The organism is Ancylobacter polymorphus (assembly GCF_022836935.1).
Lineage (GTDB): Bacteria > Pseudomonadota > Alphaproteobacteria > Rhizobiales > Xanthobacteraceae > Ancylobacter > Ancylobacter polymorphus_A.
This window is the reverse complement of the sequence record NZ_CP083242.1, coordinates 148,029-163,171: the sequence shown is the minus strand read 5'-3', so window position 1 is coordinate 163,171 and position 15,143 is coordinate 148,029. Positions and strand designations below refer to the sequence as shown.

General features: G+C 61.6%; 14 protein-coding genes. 8 read left to right on the top strand and 6 right to left on the bottom strand.

The features are described 5' to 3' along the window. The first annotated feature begins 423 nt into the window (after positions 1-423). The 7 genes from K9D25_RS24130 (at position 424) to K9D25_RS24100 (ending at position 6,002) form a co-directional block, all read left to right on the top strand. On the top strand, positions 424-1,098 hold the full coding sequence (locus K9D25_RS24130) for a Crp/Fnr family transcriptional regulator (RefSeq protein ID WP_244451358.1): 675 nt from the start codon (positions 424-426) through the stop codon (positions 1,096-1,098). Between the two features lie 440 nt (positions 1,099-1,538). Then, on the top strand, positions 1,539-1,934 hold the full coding sequence (locus K9D25_RS24125) for a hypothetical protein (RefSeq protein WP_244451357.1): 396 nt from the start codon (positions 1,539-1,541) through the stop codon (positions 1,932-1,934). A gap of 172 nt (positions 1,935-2,106) precedes the next feature. Continuing rightward, complete coding sequence (locus K9D25_RS24120; protein ID WP_244451356.1) at positions 2,107-2,325, top strand: hypothetical protein; 219 nt, start codon at positions 2,107-2,109, stop codon at positions 2,323-2,325. Between the two features lie 122 nt (positions 2,326-2,447). Further along, complete coding sequence (locus tag K9D25_RS24115) at positions 2,448-3,791, top strand: TolC family protein (RefSeq protein ID WP_244451355.1); 1,344 nt, start codon at positions 2,448-2,450, stop codon at positions 3,789-3,791. A 19-nt stretch (positions 3,792-3,810) separates the two neighbouring features. Beyond that, positions 3,811-5,208: a multicopper oxidase family protein gene (locus K9D25_RS24110; RefSeq protein ID WP_244451354.1), complete on the top strand. Its 1,398-nt coding sequence runs from the start codon at positions 3,811-3,813 to the stop codon at positions 5,206-5,208. A gap of 13 nt (positions 5,209-5,221) precedes the next feature. Further along, on the top strand, positions 5,222-5,692 hold the full coding sequence (locus K9D25_RS24105; protein ID WP_244451353.1) for a cupredoxin domain-containing protein: 471 nt from the start codon (positions 5,222-5,224) through the stop codon (positions 5,690-5,692). Between the two features lie 25 nt (positions 5,693-5,717). Further along, positions 5,718-6,002: a copper-binding protein gene (locus K9D25_RS24100; protein WP_244451352.1), complete on the top strand. Its 285-nt coding sequence runs from the start codon at positions 5,718-5,720 to the stop codon at positions 6,000-6,002. Between the two features lie 355 nt (positions 6,003-6,357). Here K9D25_RS24100 and K9D25_RS24095 read toward each other — a convergent pair whose 3' ends face one another. Next, on the bottom strand, positions 6,358-6,789 hold the full coding sequence (locus K9D25_RS24095) for a plasmid pRiA4b ORF-3 family protein (protein ID WP_244451464.1): 432 nt from the start codon (positions 6,787-6,789) through the stop codon (positions 6,358-6,360). A 107-nt stretch (positions 6,790-6,896) separates the two neighbouring features. On the opposite strand from K9D25_RS24095, the gene K9D25_RS24090 reads away from it, so the two are divergent. Further along, a protein-coding gene (locus K9D25_RS24090) for an IS3 family transposase (RefSeq protein WP_244451351.1) occupies positions 6,897-8,008 on the top strand; the annotation gives its coding sequence in 2 pieces (ribosomal slippage) (positions 6,897-7,152 and positions 7,152-8,008; 1,113 coding nt in all). On the opposite strand, the gene K9D25_RS24085 is transcribed toward K9D25_RS24090, so the two are convergent. The 5 genes from K9D25_RS24085 to K9D25_RS24065 all read right to left on the bottom strand — a co-directional run bounded on the left by K9D25_RS24085 (position 8,003) and on the right by K9D25_RS24065 (position 15,103). Beyond that, complete coding sequence (locus tag K9D25_RS24085; protein ID WP_244451350.1) at positions 8,003-8,266, bottom strand: transposase; 264 nt, start codon at positions 8,264-8,266, stop codon at positions 8,003-8,005. The two genes, K9D25_RS24090 and K9D25_RS24085, sit on opposite strands and share 6 nt — an antisense overlap. Before the next feature lie 95 nt (positions 8,267-8,361). Continuing rightward, entirely contained in the window at positions 8,362-8,649 is a 288-nt protein-coding gene (locus tag K9D25_RS24080) for an STN domain-containing protein (protein WP_244451463.1), read from the bottom strand. Positions 8,650-10,053: 1,404 nt separating this feature from the next. Further along, the gene (locus K9D25_RS24075; protein WP_244451349.1) at positions 10,054-13,290 is read right to left on the bottom strand and encodes an efflux RND transporter permease subunit; all 3,237 of its coding nucleotides are present in this window, start codon (positions 13,288-13,290) and stop codon (positions 10,054-10,056) included. Next, positions 13,287-14,699, bottom strand: a complete 1,413-nt coding sequence (locus K9D25_RS24070; protein WP_244451348.1) for an efflux RND transporter periplasmic adaptor subunit — start codon at positions 14,697-14,699, stop codon at positions 13,287-13,289. Before K9D25_RS24070 ends, K9D25_RS24075 begins: the two co-directional genes overlap by 4 nt. Beyond that, positions 14,696-15,103, bottom strand: coding sequence for a FixH family protein (locus K9D25_RS24065; protein ID WP_244451347.1), 408 nt, complete (start codon positions 15,101-15,103; stop codon positions 14,696-14,698). Before K9D25_RS24065 ends, K9D25_RS24070 begins: the two co-directional genes overlap by 4 nt. Positions 15,104-15,143: the final 40 nt, after the last annotated feature.

The window sequence follows — 15,143 nt, the reverse complement described above, 5'->3', positions numbered from 1 at the left end:
ACTTCATATGTAACTTATGCCGTAGACCGCGGGGGCTGTATCGATGCTCCTTCCCATCAATGTGGTTCATCTTCGGATCACGACCGAGTGCCGTCTGAGTGTTCAGTTGGAACGTGCTTTTTAATCATGCCGCGCCTCTTGGTAGGCGCGGTGGCAGCAAATAGTGTTGCCCGTCCAGCGCCGTCCCTCCGCGATGAGGTTTTGGACGGACGTCGTTGTGGACGCCTGGATCGGCCACCGCGAATCGCCTGATCTTTGAATCGGGCGCAGGCGTTAACCACACGCGGATGTCGGCTGCCGTTAACCTATCGCGGCGCCATACGTCTTCATGGGTTCGCTCGCAGGTGAGCAATCTTGGCTGCAGCGCACGCAAGGGCGAGGGGTCCTTAGCGACGCTTTAAGCAGCGGCAACACGGCTTGAACATGGATCATCATTACGCAACCTCGCCTCACCCGAGAGGGCGAGAGCACTCGGCACTGCTTGAAATCCTCGAAAAGCGTCCCGCGGACTTCTCCGCAAAACGCCTCACGATACCCAAGGCTCGCAATCTCGATGAAACCGACGTTTTGGGCGGCTCGGTCCTGATCCTCATTACGGGTCGCATGACCGTATATGCTTCAACATCAAAAGGGATAGACGTATTCGTTACGGATTTGCAGCCAGGAGAAATTGTCGGCGAATCTGGTGCCTTCGGAAATGAAGGGCTTTCGTTGCTCGTCCGAACGACCGAAGAATCCCAGGCGTGGGCGATTGATCCACGGCGTTTTGTAACTGCTCTGATGACGCATCCGGACTTCGCGGTGTGCGTGACGCGTGCGATGTGTCGACGGTTATGCCGAATCAATGAGCGGTTAGTCGATCACGTCAGCCTGCCGATGCGGGAGCGCCTGAGAGCAGAGCTACTGCGGATGGCTGCGACCGAGTCTGATGGCAGTCTTGTCATCAACTCCATGCCGACCCACGAAGAGTTAGCGCTCCGTATCGCCACCCAGCGTGAGGCCGTCACCAAGGAACTGGCTCGCCTCACACGAATCGGGGCCGTGGAACGACGGGGTCGGAGCATCCGCATTCGTTGTTTGCCGCATTTCGAGGCTTAGGTTCAAGGCGCGACTGTGCGAGGCTCGGTCCCCGTCTCGCGCCATCTCCAACCAAGCGCAAGTTCCAGCTTGGGTGCGTGGCCTCCGGCGAACCTCGACGGTCAAGGCAGTTCGGCTTGCAAAAAGGTGCGCCTCGCGAACTGCGCGAGGCGCGAACCTGGCCAATTGGCCCAGCATGCATCACAACTTCACCACAACGTCCGATCGCGGTGAGATTATGTGGAAAACGTCACCGCACGACCGACGACTTTGCAGCTAAGTATCGACAGTGGCGAAGTATCGTTTCGGAGTGGCGTACAATGACATGTTCCTTGCCGTAGCAGTCTGGCACCACATTGATTTTTGTAGCCCTCGGGGCTCTTTCGCAGCCTTGACATCAACGCCGAGTCGCTCAAGTGTGGTTCACAATGCCTCAACTCATGCGACATATGATTGTGCTCTTGGTTGCGCTCGCGTTCTCGATGTCGAGCGTGGGCTGGAGTGTCGCGGGTGTTGTGGCCGGCGGCATGCTGGGGAAAGGTCATCATGCGGCGGTAGGAATTGCTGGCTCCGCGCATGTTGGTCTGCAGGGCGATGCCGCGCATGAACACGGTTCAAGCGAACAATCCGCAAAATGCGATTCCCCTGGCGGGGAAATGTGCGGATCCGATTCTCAGAAGAATGGCGAGGCTAGTTCGTGCTGCGCAGCGGCTTGTCATACAGCGATGTTGACCAGCCAATACCTCCCCATAGTCCATATGATCTCGCATGACGCGAACCACGCACCTCTGCTCGTCGGCATGAAAGAGGCTGTAGGGTTGCGCTTTGAGCGGCCGCCGAGAACAACCGACATCTGATCGTCGGCTGATACTCTTCGCGTCATTGCACCGCTGACGGATTTCGTCCGTTTCATGTCACGCTTGGGTATCTGTCAACGCCCTTCGCCGCGCCCCCCGCGCCGGGAGGACTGCTGTTCGACGCCGTGCGCTGTATCCGCTCAGGCCGACTTGACCGATTCCGAGGATTTCCATGAAGACCGTTTCTTTGATGGCTTTAGCCGTCATCCTATCCGCATGCTCTGGCCCGCCCAACATCGAAGCCGGTGCCGATCCGTCTGATGCGGGCGTGCAGGTACCAGTAGCGCGCTATGCGCCAGTTATGAGCGGCACCGTTGATTATCGCCCAGTCGATCCGAAGTCCTGGATCGAGCGCAACGAACAGGTCGCGCCCAAGAAGAGAGGCGAGTGATGGAAAAGAGATACACTCGTTCAGCAAATAAGCCCGTTGGGCGGCAGCTGGTGCGCCATACAATGGTGGGTGGGCTTGCCGCTCTGCTAGCCGGCTGTGCGACCTTTGCACGTGATGGCGGCATGAGCCCCGTGTCGAACCAGGTCACGTCTGCGATCGGCATGGAAACGGTCAAGATCGCCTCCACGGCCGAGGCGGCGGCGGTCGAAAGCCGGGTGAAGGCACTCCTGATCAAACCGCTCACCGCCGATGCCGCCGTTCAGCTGGCGCTCCTCAACAATCGAGGGCTTCAGGCCGAGTACAACGAGCTGGGAGTTTCCGAGGCATCATTCGTCGAAGCCAGCCTGCCGCCGAACCCAGTCATCGGCATCGAGCGCCTGGCGACGGGCGGAGAGCTTGAAATCGAGCGCCGGGTAATTGCTAATATCCTTGCCCTGATCACACTCCCGGCTCGCAGCGCGATTGCGAAGACGCAGTTCGAAGCGGCGCGGCAAAAGGCTATCGAGGCCACCTTCCGCATCGCGGCCGATACGCGCCGGGCCTATTATCGCGCCGTCGCGTCCCGGCAGACCGCATCATTCCTCGAACAGGCGCGGATCTCCGCCGACGCCGCCGCGGACCTCACCCGCAAGCTTGGCGAGACGGGTGCCGCGAAGAAACTGGACCAGGCACGGGCAGGAGCGTTTTACGCCGAGGTCTCCAATGAGCTTGCCCAGGCACGGATGAATGCTACCACCGACCGCGAGGCGTTGACCCGCATGCTTGGCCTATGGGGTGGCGACGTCGGTTACAAGCTGCCCGGACAACTGCCGAGTATGCCCCGTGTGCAGACGGTGCAACAGGTGGAGGCTGATGCGGTTCGAAAGCGAGTGGACCTCATCGCCGCGCGGTTGGAGCTCGATGCAATGGCAAAGACCCTCGGCCTGACCGAGGCAACCCGGTTCATCTCGATGTTGGATGGGGGCTGGCGCGGCAACTATGAACGTGTGACGGAGAATGGAGAGCGTGAAAGCGCCTCGCCGCGCGGCTTCGAACTAGAGATCCAGATACCGATTTTCGATGGCGGCGAAGTAAATGTCCGGCGTTCGCGCGAGACTTACATGCAGGCTGTCAACCGGCTCATGGAAAAGGCGATCAACGTTCGTTCGGAAGCACGGGCTGCCTACCAGACCTATCGCGCGAGCCATGACATCGCCCGACAGTATCAGAATAGCATTCTTCCGCTGCGACGGACGATAAACGAGCAGGCTCTGCTCGAATACAATGGCATGTTGATCGATGTTTTCGAGCTTCTTACGACGATGAACGAAAGCATTGAAAGCAATGTTGCGGCGATCGGGGCCAAGCGGGACTTCTTCATCGCTGCGGTGGACTTCGAGACCTCAATCATCGGCGGAGGCGGTTCGTCGAACTCGCCGGGCGAGGGACCTGGGGTCGCGATGGTGGCCGCAGGCGGCGGGCATTGACATGAGAAAGGTGGACATCATGACGGTCTCCCGTCGCAATTTCCTCGGCGCCTCCGGTGCGGCAGCGCTGATCAGTGCGGGCGCGATTTCAGGTCGCGTTCAAGCGGCCTCGATCCCCGAGGCGCCCACAATGAAGGAGGCGACAATGCAGCCGCCGCTCGTACCAACGAGCGGCCCCGATTACCAGCCTGTCGTTACACTGAATGGCTGGACCTTGCCGTGGCGGATGAACGGCGACTGGAAGGAGTTCCATCTCGTTGCCGAGCCGGTCGTGCGCGAATTCGCGCCTGGAATGGTCGGGCATCTGTGGGGCTATAACGGCCAATCGCCCGGTCCCACGATTGAAGCCGTAGAAGGGGACAAGGTTCGCCTCTTCGTCACGAACAAGTTGCCCGAGCACACCTCGGTGCATTGGCACGGGCAACTGTTGCCGAGCGGGATGGACGGGGTCGGCGGCCTAACCCAGCCGCACATCAAGCCGGGCCAGACCTTCGTCTACGAGTTCCAGCTACGCAAAAGCGGAACCTTTATGTACCACCCACACGCCGATGAGATGGTCCAGATGGCCATGGGCATGATGGGTTTCTTCGTTGTCCATCCGAAGGATCCGAGTTTTCGCCGGGTCGACCGCGACTTCGTCTTCTTGATGGCAGCCTATGACATCGATCCCGGCTCCTATGTCCCTCGAGTCGCCGAAATGACCGACTTCAACATGTGGACGTGGAACAGCCGGGTTTTTCCCGGGATCGACCATATCGTGGCGGCAAAGGGCGACAAGGTTCGGATCCGCTTCGGCAATCTGACCATGACCAACCACCCCATCCACATGCACGGCTACGACTTCAAGGTGTCGTGCACCGACGGCGGATGGGTCCCAGAAGCTGCAGCCTGGCCCGAAGTCACGATCGACTGCGCGGTCGGCCAAATGCGCGCCTTCGACTTCGTTGCCGATGCCCCTGGCGACTGGGCAATCCATTGCCACAAGTCACACCACACCATGAACGCCATGGGGCACGACCTGCGCAACTTCATCGGCGTCGACAAGAAGGAGGTAACGAAGAGAATTCGCAAGCTCGTGCCAGATTACATGCCTATGGGCACGGCCGGGATGGCGGATATGGGCGAGATGGAGATGCCGCTCCCCGACAACACGCTGCCAATGATGACCGGCTGGGGTCCGTTCGGCCCGATCGAGATGGGCGGCATGTTCTCGGTCGTAAAGGTCCGCGAGGGTCTTGAGCGCAACGACTACAAGGACCCGGGCTGGTTCAAGCATCCGGAAGGCACAGTTGCCTTCGAGTGGAAGGGGGAATCGAAGAATGCGGTGCGCGCACCCTCTCCCGATTTCGACAAGAGCAAGACCGCAGAATTCACCATTGTAAAGCCCGGCAGCAAATCTCCTCATGATAAACACTGAAAGGGACTCCTGTATGAAGATGAAAATCTGGCTCGCCGCTCTCCTGGCGCTTTCGCTCCCTGGCCCCGTTTTAGCGGATGCCGGTCATTCCCACGGTGACGAGCGTGCCTACGGAGTGCCAGGTGATCCCGGCAAGCCTGGCCGCATCGTGCAAGTCACCATGCGTGAGACAGAAGGAAAGATGGAATTTGTCCCTAGTCGCCTAGAGATTCGCAGGGGAGAACAGGTCAAATTCGTTCTGCGCAATAATGGCGAGATGGACCATGAGATCGTCATTGGGACACTAGAAGAGAACCTAAAGCACGCGGTGGAGATGGCAAAGAACCCCGACATGGAGCACGACGATCCCAACGCGAAGCGCCTTGCGCCGAAGAAGACGGGCGAGATTGTCTGGAGGTTTACCAAAGTCGGCGAGTTCGACTTTTCTTGTCTAATTCCTGGCCATCGCGAATCCGGGATGTTCGGCACAATCATCGTTAAATAGATGATCAACCAAAGAGGGAATTACGATGCGTAGATTGGTCATTACGGCAGTTCTATCGGCGTTCTCCACTGTCGCACTAGCACAAGCGGCGCCTGTCGACGGACAGGTGACAAAGATTGATGAAGCGCAGGGCAAGATCACGCTCAAGCATGGGCCAATCAAAAATCTCGATATGGATGGGATGACAATGGTCTTTGCGATTGGTGACCCCGCTCTGTTAAAGGTTGTCAAGGTCGGCGATAAGGTCAAATTTGAGGCGGACCGAGTCAATGGGCGTTTGACTGTCACGAAGATCCAAAAATCCATGTGATGGGGATGGTGGCGCGCCACCGGCGCGCCGCCGTCTAGCTAATATGTATTTTCTGCAGCCTTGTATCGCTCTTCGACAAGAGAAATTATATCTCAGGCAAAATTCATAGGGCGATGATCGAGCTCTAAAAGTTCACCATTTCCGCGCTATCGTTGGTGCCCATTGTAGCGTTTATCTCGCGACCCCAAGTTTGGGATCGATGAGGTCGTCGGCAATGATGGAACGGAAGTCCACGGCGCCGCCGAGGGCGCCTGCGCCTCCGACGCCTTGAATGCCCATGTTTTCCGTGTCGATCTCGCGAATGACGCCGTATCGACGTACCCTCCGGCGAGGGCCACGATTCTTACTGGTCTGCTCAGTTGATCTGGCCACGGCTTTTGGCGACCCCAGCTTTTCCGATGGCGCGGCGTCGGGCGAGCTTTGCGATGCGGGTGCGGATGGCGTCCTCGTCGATGAGAGCCGGATCGAATGGCGCCCCGTACCAGCGCATGAGCTCGTCATGCTCCTCGTGGTTCGGATCGGCGATGGCTTCGAGGAAGAGCTCGAAGCCCGGGATGCCGCCGACATCCTCGGGTGGGGCGCGGCGCGCGCCATCGAGGTAGCGAGGATAATCCGTGGCGTGATCGGCCGCGGCGGTCGCCTCGATCGTGATCGTGTGCCGCCAGTCGTCGCCGAAGTCATAGGTGTAGCTGAACTCGGTGACGCCGCGGTCGATGAGAGCGCCGAGCCTCAAAATCTTGGGGGAATAAGTCCTGTCGCGCAGGTTGTCCCACTCCGGGTCGGGGATGGCAAAGCGCTGCTCGCCCGCGCGGAACTCGAACAGGTGAGTGTCCTGTGACGTTGCCCCCTGAAGCGTCCTCGGTTTGAATTGGACTCCGTCGGAAGGAGACGGAGATGAAGAAGAGCCGGTTCAGCGAAGAACAGATCATTGCCGTGCTGAAGGAGCATCAGGCCGGGATTGCGGTGGTGGATATCTGCCGCAAGCATGGGATCAGTGACGCGACCTTCTACAACTGGCGCAATCGCTACGGCGGCATGGAGGTGTCCGACGCGCGTCGCCTGAAAGCGTTGGACGACGAGAACCGTAAGCTCAAGAAGCTTCTGGCGGAATCGATGCTGGACGTCGCGACGCTGCGCGAGGCGCTCGGAAAAAACTTCTGAAGCCCGGATCGCGGAGAGCGTTCGTGACCTGGGCGATCGAAGAGAAGAGCTACTCGCAGCGGCGGGCCTGCGGCCTGATCGGGCTCGCTCCAAAGACCTATCGCTATGCCTCGCGGCGATCAGACGATGTGGAGATCCGGGAGCGGCTGAAGATCCTTGCGGGCCAGCGGCGGCGGTTCGGCTACCGGCGGCTGCACATCCTGCTGAGACGCGAGGGCATTGCGCTGAACCATAAGAAGCTGTTCCGGCTCTATCGGGAGGAGCGGCTGACGGTGCGCCGGCGTGGCGGGCGCAAGCGCGCGCTCGGGACACGGGCGCCGATGACCCTGCCACAGGGACCGAACCAGCGCTGGAGCCTCGACTTTGTCGCGGACCAACTCGTCGATGGCCGGCGCTTCCGCGTGCTGGTCATCGTCGATGACTTTACGCGCGAATGCCTGGCGCTCGTCGTTGACACCTCGCTCTCCGGCCAGCGTGTTGTCCGGGAGCTCGATGCACTCATCGCCCTTCGCGGCCGCCCGCTCATGGTGGTCAGCGACAACGGCACCGAACTGACCTCGCGCGCGATCCTGCAATGGCAGGAAGACAGCCGGGTCGAGTGGCACTACATCGCACCCGGCAAGCCCATGCAGAACGGCTTCGTCGAGAGCCTGAACGGCCGCTTCCGGGACGAATGCCTGAACGAGCACATGTTCCGAAATCTATCGAGCGCTCGCCAGCTGATCGAGGAATGGAGAACGGACTACAACGCCCACCGGCCGCATACGAGCCTTGGCGGCCTCACCCCGAGCGAGTTTGCAACCCGGTCCAGAACGGACCAGAGCGAGAACAGAGTCCAGTTATGAACGAGGGCAAATAGGGGGCAACGTCACGGCGGCGCCTTCCGTCACAACCGGCAGAAACCCGATCTCTGCCGCCGGCGACACGGCACACAGCTCCTTGCGCCACCGAAACAGCTGGCTCACATGAATCCCGGCACCGCGGGCAATCTCCGACGCCGACACACCTGGCTCAAGAGAGGCGGCCACCAGCCGCTCCTTCTCCACGCGCGGCCACCGACGGCGGCGTTCGACCGACGTGATCACCTCAATCCGCGACGTCATAGGGCTACTCCTAGGATTATCCCTAGGACTTCAGCCCATCGCCCCGGACAAACAAGGCGGTCCTCACCGGAGGCGTACGTATCGACATAAGTGCGCTAGGCCGAACCGTGACCGGCGAGCTGCGGCGTCTCGTAAGCCCAGTCCGGCGTGCCCTGGAAGCCAGAGCCCGAGGCAGGATTTTGGCTTGATGTAACGTCGATGGTGTCGACGAGAAGCGAGCTGTCGGAGTCGAATGAACCACCGGCCGCGGCGGCCGGATCCGAGATGATGATTGCATTGCCGCTGACACGATAATTCAATCCCGAGCCGCTAAGAATTCGCGCGAGCGCTTCCTCGCGCGTCATCCGGCCGGGAGCGCCCGGCGAGTTCTTTCCGCGAACCAGGGGCGCATCAAAGAAGAGTTGGAATCCCGTCGATTGAAAAACGCCACGAGCACCCTCGAGAGAGGCTGGGCGGGAGTGTCGTAGGATATTGGCTCAACGGAGGCCGCAGCCGGCGTCGTCTGTGCATCGGCAGGCGAGATGTGCGCAGAAGGCGCGGCGAGGGCCGTCGTCATCAACAGAAGCAGAAGAAGCGGCGATTTCTGGTGCAATCAGATTGCTCTCGCCCGCGATCCGGTCATGTTTCCCAAAAAGTTCCGGTAGCTGTCTGGCCGGCCTTGAACCCACCCCGTGTCGGCACCCGGTGAAGGACGGGGTGCGGTGCTTACATGAGGGCAGCGTCAGTGCCCTCATATTGCTAGACACATGGGCTGCTACACAAGCGAGGAGAGTTGACATGCGCTTATGCGCCACGATGCACGTGGCTTGATAGGTTTTTGGAAAAAGAACTGCAAACATAATGATTTAGAGTTATTCTGGATTTATTTGGATCGGTTTCCATCAATAATCGACTTGAAAAGGCCCACCCCTTTGATTCTATTGAAGTGCTGAATGAAGAAAGGGGTTGCAAGCCCTTCAAGTTTTCAAGCGCTTCGCAACGCCCTGGTTTAAGCCACTCTGTACGACGTGTTGCCAACGTCAGAACGCTGGAGCAATGTGGACTTCTCCTGAAAGATGGGACGTCGCGGGTTGATTGCCGCTTGAGAACGACCGAGGGACGCGCCAGTGGCGCGCCCCTCGGTGCCTCTCACCGTTAACATTTCGATGGCTCGGACACGCGCGCATGCGTGACCATTGGAGGTCCCCTTTTCAGCGCCAGCAGCTTCGCCCGATCCGCGCGCCCGCACGATGCGAACTTCATTCGATTAAATCGGGTTCGCTCACAGGCGAAAGGATGCGCCCTTTTAGCCTATTCTGCGCGCTGCAATGCAAGCCATCTAAGCGGCCATCTTCAGTGATCAGCCCGTCATTGGCTGACAGACGAGTCGGACGGCGCAGGGCCTGTCGGATAGTTCCCCTGCTGGACATCCCTGAATTCGTGACGCTGCTGTGCGTCTGCCGAGAGTGTGGGTGGATAATAGTCAGCCAATGCCACGCTGGTGGAGGCGATGATGATTACGGTGCATGCGGTTATAAACTTGGACATCGGAGTGTTATCCTCGCAGGGTGAATCCATTGCTCCTTTGAGCAGACAATGGAGTACATCAACGCGCTCGCCCTTGATGTGAAATTATTCACAACCGAATTCACGAAATGTTTTTTGTAGAGTATTGGTGTGAAGGCCAGATTTAGGCATTTATTAAGCTCTGCCTTCAGAAGGCAGAGGTGGTCTCGATTTGCTCGCGAGCGAGCGCGTGACGTCCATCAGGGAAATGCGACACAAGTTTGTGAGGCCTGATGCCATCTCTAAATGCTGGCGCGGTGTGAGCCATGCCGCTCATCATCTCGTGCGTCATCGAAGCCTCCGCTTATTTGGGGCACATCTGCAAGCACTTCGGTTTGCAGCTCGGTTGAGCCTCCATCGGACGTAGCTGTCGAAAGGCTCCAGCCCTTTACCAGCGCATAGATCACGGGAATAACGACGAGGGTCAGCAAGGTTGAGGAAACCATGCCGCCGATCATCGGCACGGCTATGCGCTGCATCACTTCCGAGCCGGTGCCACTGCTCCACAGGATGGGCAGGAGGCCGGCCATGATAGCGACGACGGTCATCATTTTCGGCCGCACCCGCTCGACGGCGCCGAGCATGATCGCCTGATAGAGGTCGGCCCGGTCGAAGGACCGCCCTTCCGCCTCCCGTTCCGCTCTCAGTTCCGCCATGGCCTGCTCGAGATAGATCAGCATGACGACGCCGGTCTCGGCGGCGACGCCGGCGAGCGCAATGAAGCCCACGGCGACCGCGACCGACATGTTGAAGCCGAGCCACCACATCAGCCAGATGCCGCCGACCAGCGCGAAGGGCAGCGACAACATGACGATGAGCGTTTCGGTGAGCGCCCGGAAGTTGAGATAGAGCAGCAGGAAGATGATGAGCAGCGTCACGGGAACGACGATCTTCAGCCGTGCCTCGGCACGCTGCAGATATTCGAACTGGCCGCTCCACGAGACGTAGGTGCCGGGCGGCAGCTTCACCTCGTTCGCCACCGCCACGTGAGCCTCCGCGACATAGCCGCCGAGGTCCCGGCCGGCGATGTCGACGAAGACATAGACCGCGAGCCGGCCGTTCTCGGTGCGGATCGAGGTCGCGCCGCGGGTAAGTTCCACCTTGGCGACCTCGCCGAGCGGCACCGTGCCGCCGTCCGGCAACGGCACCTGCACGTCGTGGGCGATCGATTGCGGGTCGCTCCGGAAGTCGCGAGGATAGCGGATGGTGACCGCGTAGCGCTCGCGTCCCTCGACCGTGGTCGTCACCGTCTCGGCCCCGAGCGCGCTTGCGATCACGCTTTGGACGTCGCCGATGGCGAGACCGTAGCGACCCAGCGACTCGCGATCCGGCACCATGTCGAGATAGTAGCCGCCGAACACCCGCTCGGCATAGGCGCTCGATGTCCCGGGCACGGATCGCAGCACCCGTTCGATCTCGCGTGCGGTCTGCTCCATCTGGGCGAGATCGGTGCCGAACACCTTGACGCCGACCGGGGTGCGGATGCCGGTCGCCAGCATGTCGATCCGGGCGCGGATCGGCATCGTCCAGGCGTTTGACACGCCGGGAAATTGCAACGCCTGGTCCATTTCGGCCTTGAGGCTGTCGACGGTGACGCCGGGTCGCCATTCGCTCCTTGGTTTCAGATTGATGATGGTCTCGAACATCTCGGTCGGCGCCGGATCGGTCGCGGTCAAGGCCCTACCGGCCTTGCCGTAGACCGAAGCCACCTCCGGGAAGCTCTTGATGATCCGGTCCTGCACCTGGAGCAGCTCGGCCGCCTTGGTGACGGAGATCCCCGGCAAGGTGGTCGGCATGTACATCAACGTGCCTTCGTCCAAGCTCGGCATGAACTCGGAACCAAGCTGGCGGGCCGGCCAGATGGTGACGCCGAGCGCGACGAGCGCGACGAGGATGGTAAGTGTCTTTGCCTTCAGCACGCCGCTTATGACCGGGCGATAGACCGAGATCAGGAAGCGGTTGATCGGGTTCTTGTGCTCAGGGATGATCCGCCCGCGCACGAAGACCACCATGAGCGCCGGCACCAGCGTTACCGACAGCAGCGCCGATGCCGCCATGGCAAACGTCTTGGTGAAGGCGAGCGGACCGAACATCCGGCCTTCCTGCGATTCCAGCGTGAAGATCGGCAGGAAGGAGACGGTGATGACCAGCAGGCTGAAGAACAGCGCCGGCCCGACCTCGCTTGCCGCCTCGATCAGGATCTCGATGCGCGGCTTGTCCGGCGGCGCGCGCTCCATATGCTTGTGGGCGTTCTCGATCATGACGATGGCAGCGTCGATCATGGCGCCGACCGCGATGGCGATGCCCCCCAGGCTCATGATGTTGGAGCCGAGCCCGATCGCCTTCATCGCCGCGAACGCCATCAGGATGCCTACCGGCAGCATCAATATGGCGACCAGCGCGCTGCGCAGATGCAGCAGGAACACGACGCAGACCAGAGCGACGATGATGCTCTCCTCGACCAGCGTGCCCTTCAGCGTCTCGATCGCCCGGCCGATCAGCTCGGAACGGTCATAGACCGGGATGATCTCGGCGCCCTTGGGCAGGCTGGAGGCGATCTCGGCGAGCCGCGCCTTGGCGTTCTCGATCACGGTCAGTGCATTGGCGCCGAAGCGTTGTAGCACGATGCCGCTCGCCACCTCGCCCTCGCCATTGAGTTCGGTGATGCCGCGCCGCTCATCCGGCCCGACCTCGACGCGAGCGACGTCCTTCACCCGCAGCGGCACGCCGCCGTCGGTCTTCAACACCACATTCTCGATGTCGGCGACGCCACGAAGATAGCCGCGGCCGCGCACCATGAACTCGAACTCGGAGAGTTCGACCGTGCGGCCGCCGACATCGGTGTTGCTCGCGTTGACGGCATCGCGCACCCGATCGAGCGGGATGCCCAGCGCCCGCAGCCGGTTCGGATCGACCACGATCGAATATTGCTTCACGAAGCCGCCGACGCTGGCGACCTCGGCTACGCCCTCCGCCGTGGAGGCACCGAAGCGGATCACCCAATCCTGCAGCGAGCGCAGCTCGGCGAGCGTCATCTCCTTGGCGACCACGGCATATTGATAGACCCAGCCGACGCCGGTGGCGTCCGACCCGAGGATCGGGGTGACGCCCGCCGGCAGGCGTTGCGCGGCGGCGTTGAGATATTCCAGCACGCGGGAGCGCGCCCAATAGGGGTCGGTGCCGTCCTCGAAGATCACATAGACGAAGGAGACCCCGAAGAAGGAGAAGCCGCGCACCACCTTCGATTTCGGCACCGTCAGCATCGAGGTTGTGAGTGGATAGGTGACCTGGTCCTCGACCACCTGCGGCGCCTGGCCCGGATAATCGGTGTAGACGATCACCTGCACGTCGGAGAGATCGGGGATGGCGTCGAGCGGCAGCGTCTTCAGCGCATAGAGGCCGGCGGCGACAGCGAAGAGCGTGCCTATGAGGACCAGCACAAGATTGCGGGCGGACCAGCCGATGAGCCGGGCGATCATGGCCGTGCCTCCTGAGATGTCAGGCCGCGCAGCGCCGCCTTCAGATTGCTCTCGGCGTCGATCAGGAAGTTCGCCGCGACGACGACGCGGTCGCCCTCTGCGATCCCGCTGCGGATCTCGGTGAAGCCTTCGCCACGTAGGCCGATCTTCACCTCGCGCGGCTCGAACCGGCCTTCGCCCCGGTCGAGGATCACCACCTGCCTTGTGCCGGTGTCGATGACGGCGTCGTCCGGCACGGCGACGACCGGAGCGGCAGCACCAGTGCCGATCTCCACCTCGGCATACATGTTGGGCAGCAGGGCACCGTCCGGGTTCGCGATCTCGATCCGCACCCTTGCGGCCCGCGTGGCTTCGCCGACCTGCGGATAGATCAGCGACACCCGGCCGTTGAGGCTGCGTCCCGGCAGGCTCCGGACCCTTATCGTCACCGGCGCACCGAGCCGGACGGCGCCGAGATCGAATTCCGGCACATCCGCCAACACCCAGATGGTCGAGATGTCGGCAAGGCGGAACAGCACATCTCCGGGCGCCGCCTTCATGCCGTCGACGACATTGCGCTCGAGCACGACGCCATCGCTCGGCGCCCGCCAGATCATCGACAGCGGCACCTTGCGGGTGCGCTCGATCTCGGCGATCGCCTCGGGCGGGAGGCCGAGATTCTCCAGGCGCTGGCGGGCGCCTCCGAGCGCGTTGTCGCGGCCGCCGCCATTGAGATCGGTGAGGAGTTGGGCGCCGGCGGTGGCGATGTCCGGCGCATAAAGCCGGAGCAGCATTTGGCCCTTCGTCACCCGGTCGCCCGTGGTGACGCTCGCCACCTCGTTGATGAAGGCCTCGCTCCGGGTTGCCACCACGGAGACGCGCCGCTCGTCGAGCTGGACGGTTCCCGGCACGCGCACCAGCCGTCCGACGACACGCCGCTCGACGGGCTCCGATCGCACGCCAGTCCGCTGCAGCCTGCCGAGCGAGACCTCCACGACCGCGCCGTCGTCGTCCTCGCCCTCATGGACCGGGATGTAGTCCATCCCCATGGAGTCTTTCTTCGGCACCGGCGAGGTGTCCGGCAGACCCATTGGATTGCGGTAGTAAAGGACGCGTCGCGGACTTGCCGCATCGGCCGTCACTAGTGGCTTGTCTTCGAAACTCACATCCTCGCTGGCGCGGACGGGGCGAAACGCTCGACCGTCTTCGGTCTGGCGCGCGGTCGCCGAATAGACCGGCCTGCCATCGGGGTCCTGATAATAGATCACAGCCCCTGTGCCGGCAGGTTCGGCCGCCGCCGGAATGCCTACGGCATCGAACAACTGGCGAAGACCGGGTGCGGGAAGTCCCCGAACACCGGCCCAATAGCCTCCGGTCCCCGCCGCCACAACGGCGGCGAGGGTGAGGCCCGTAAGGGCGATCCGTTTCATGGCACGGCCTTGAGGACCAGCTTGTTCTCGATGGTGCCGATCTCACCCTGGATCTTGGCGCCGAGCGACAACTGCCAGCCGCCCGCCATCATCAGATTGGCCTTGAAACGGTAGACGCCGGGCTCGGTCGAGGGCAGCGCCTCGATCGGGGCCGTCATGGTCGGCATGCCGTCGGGCGCCATGTCGATACGGGTCGTGAAGATCACCGCGTCCGCCACCGGCTTACCGGATCGCTTGTCGACGAGCCGCACCGCGACAATGGCGCCATTGCCCTGCTTGATGTCGGTCTGGACGAGCCGGAACTCGTAATTGGCGATGTCGGCGCGGGCCGTCGAGAGCGCAGCCACGGAAAGCGCGGCCGCAAGCGCCGCCGCAGCGGCGTGCTTTGGATCGAAGGTCGTCATTGTCTGAAATTCCCAGGATTGTCGGAGCGCCGTGCGCATG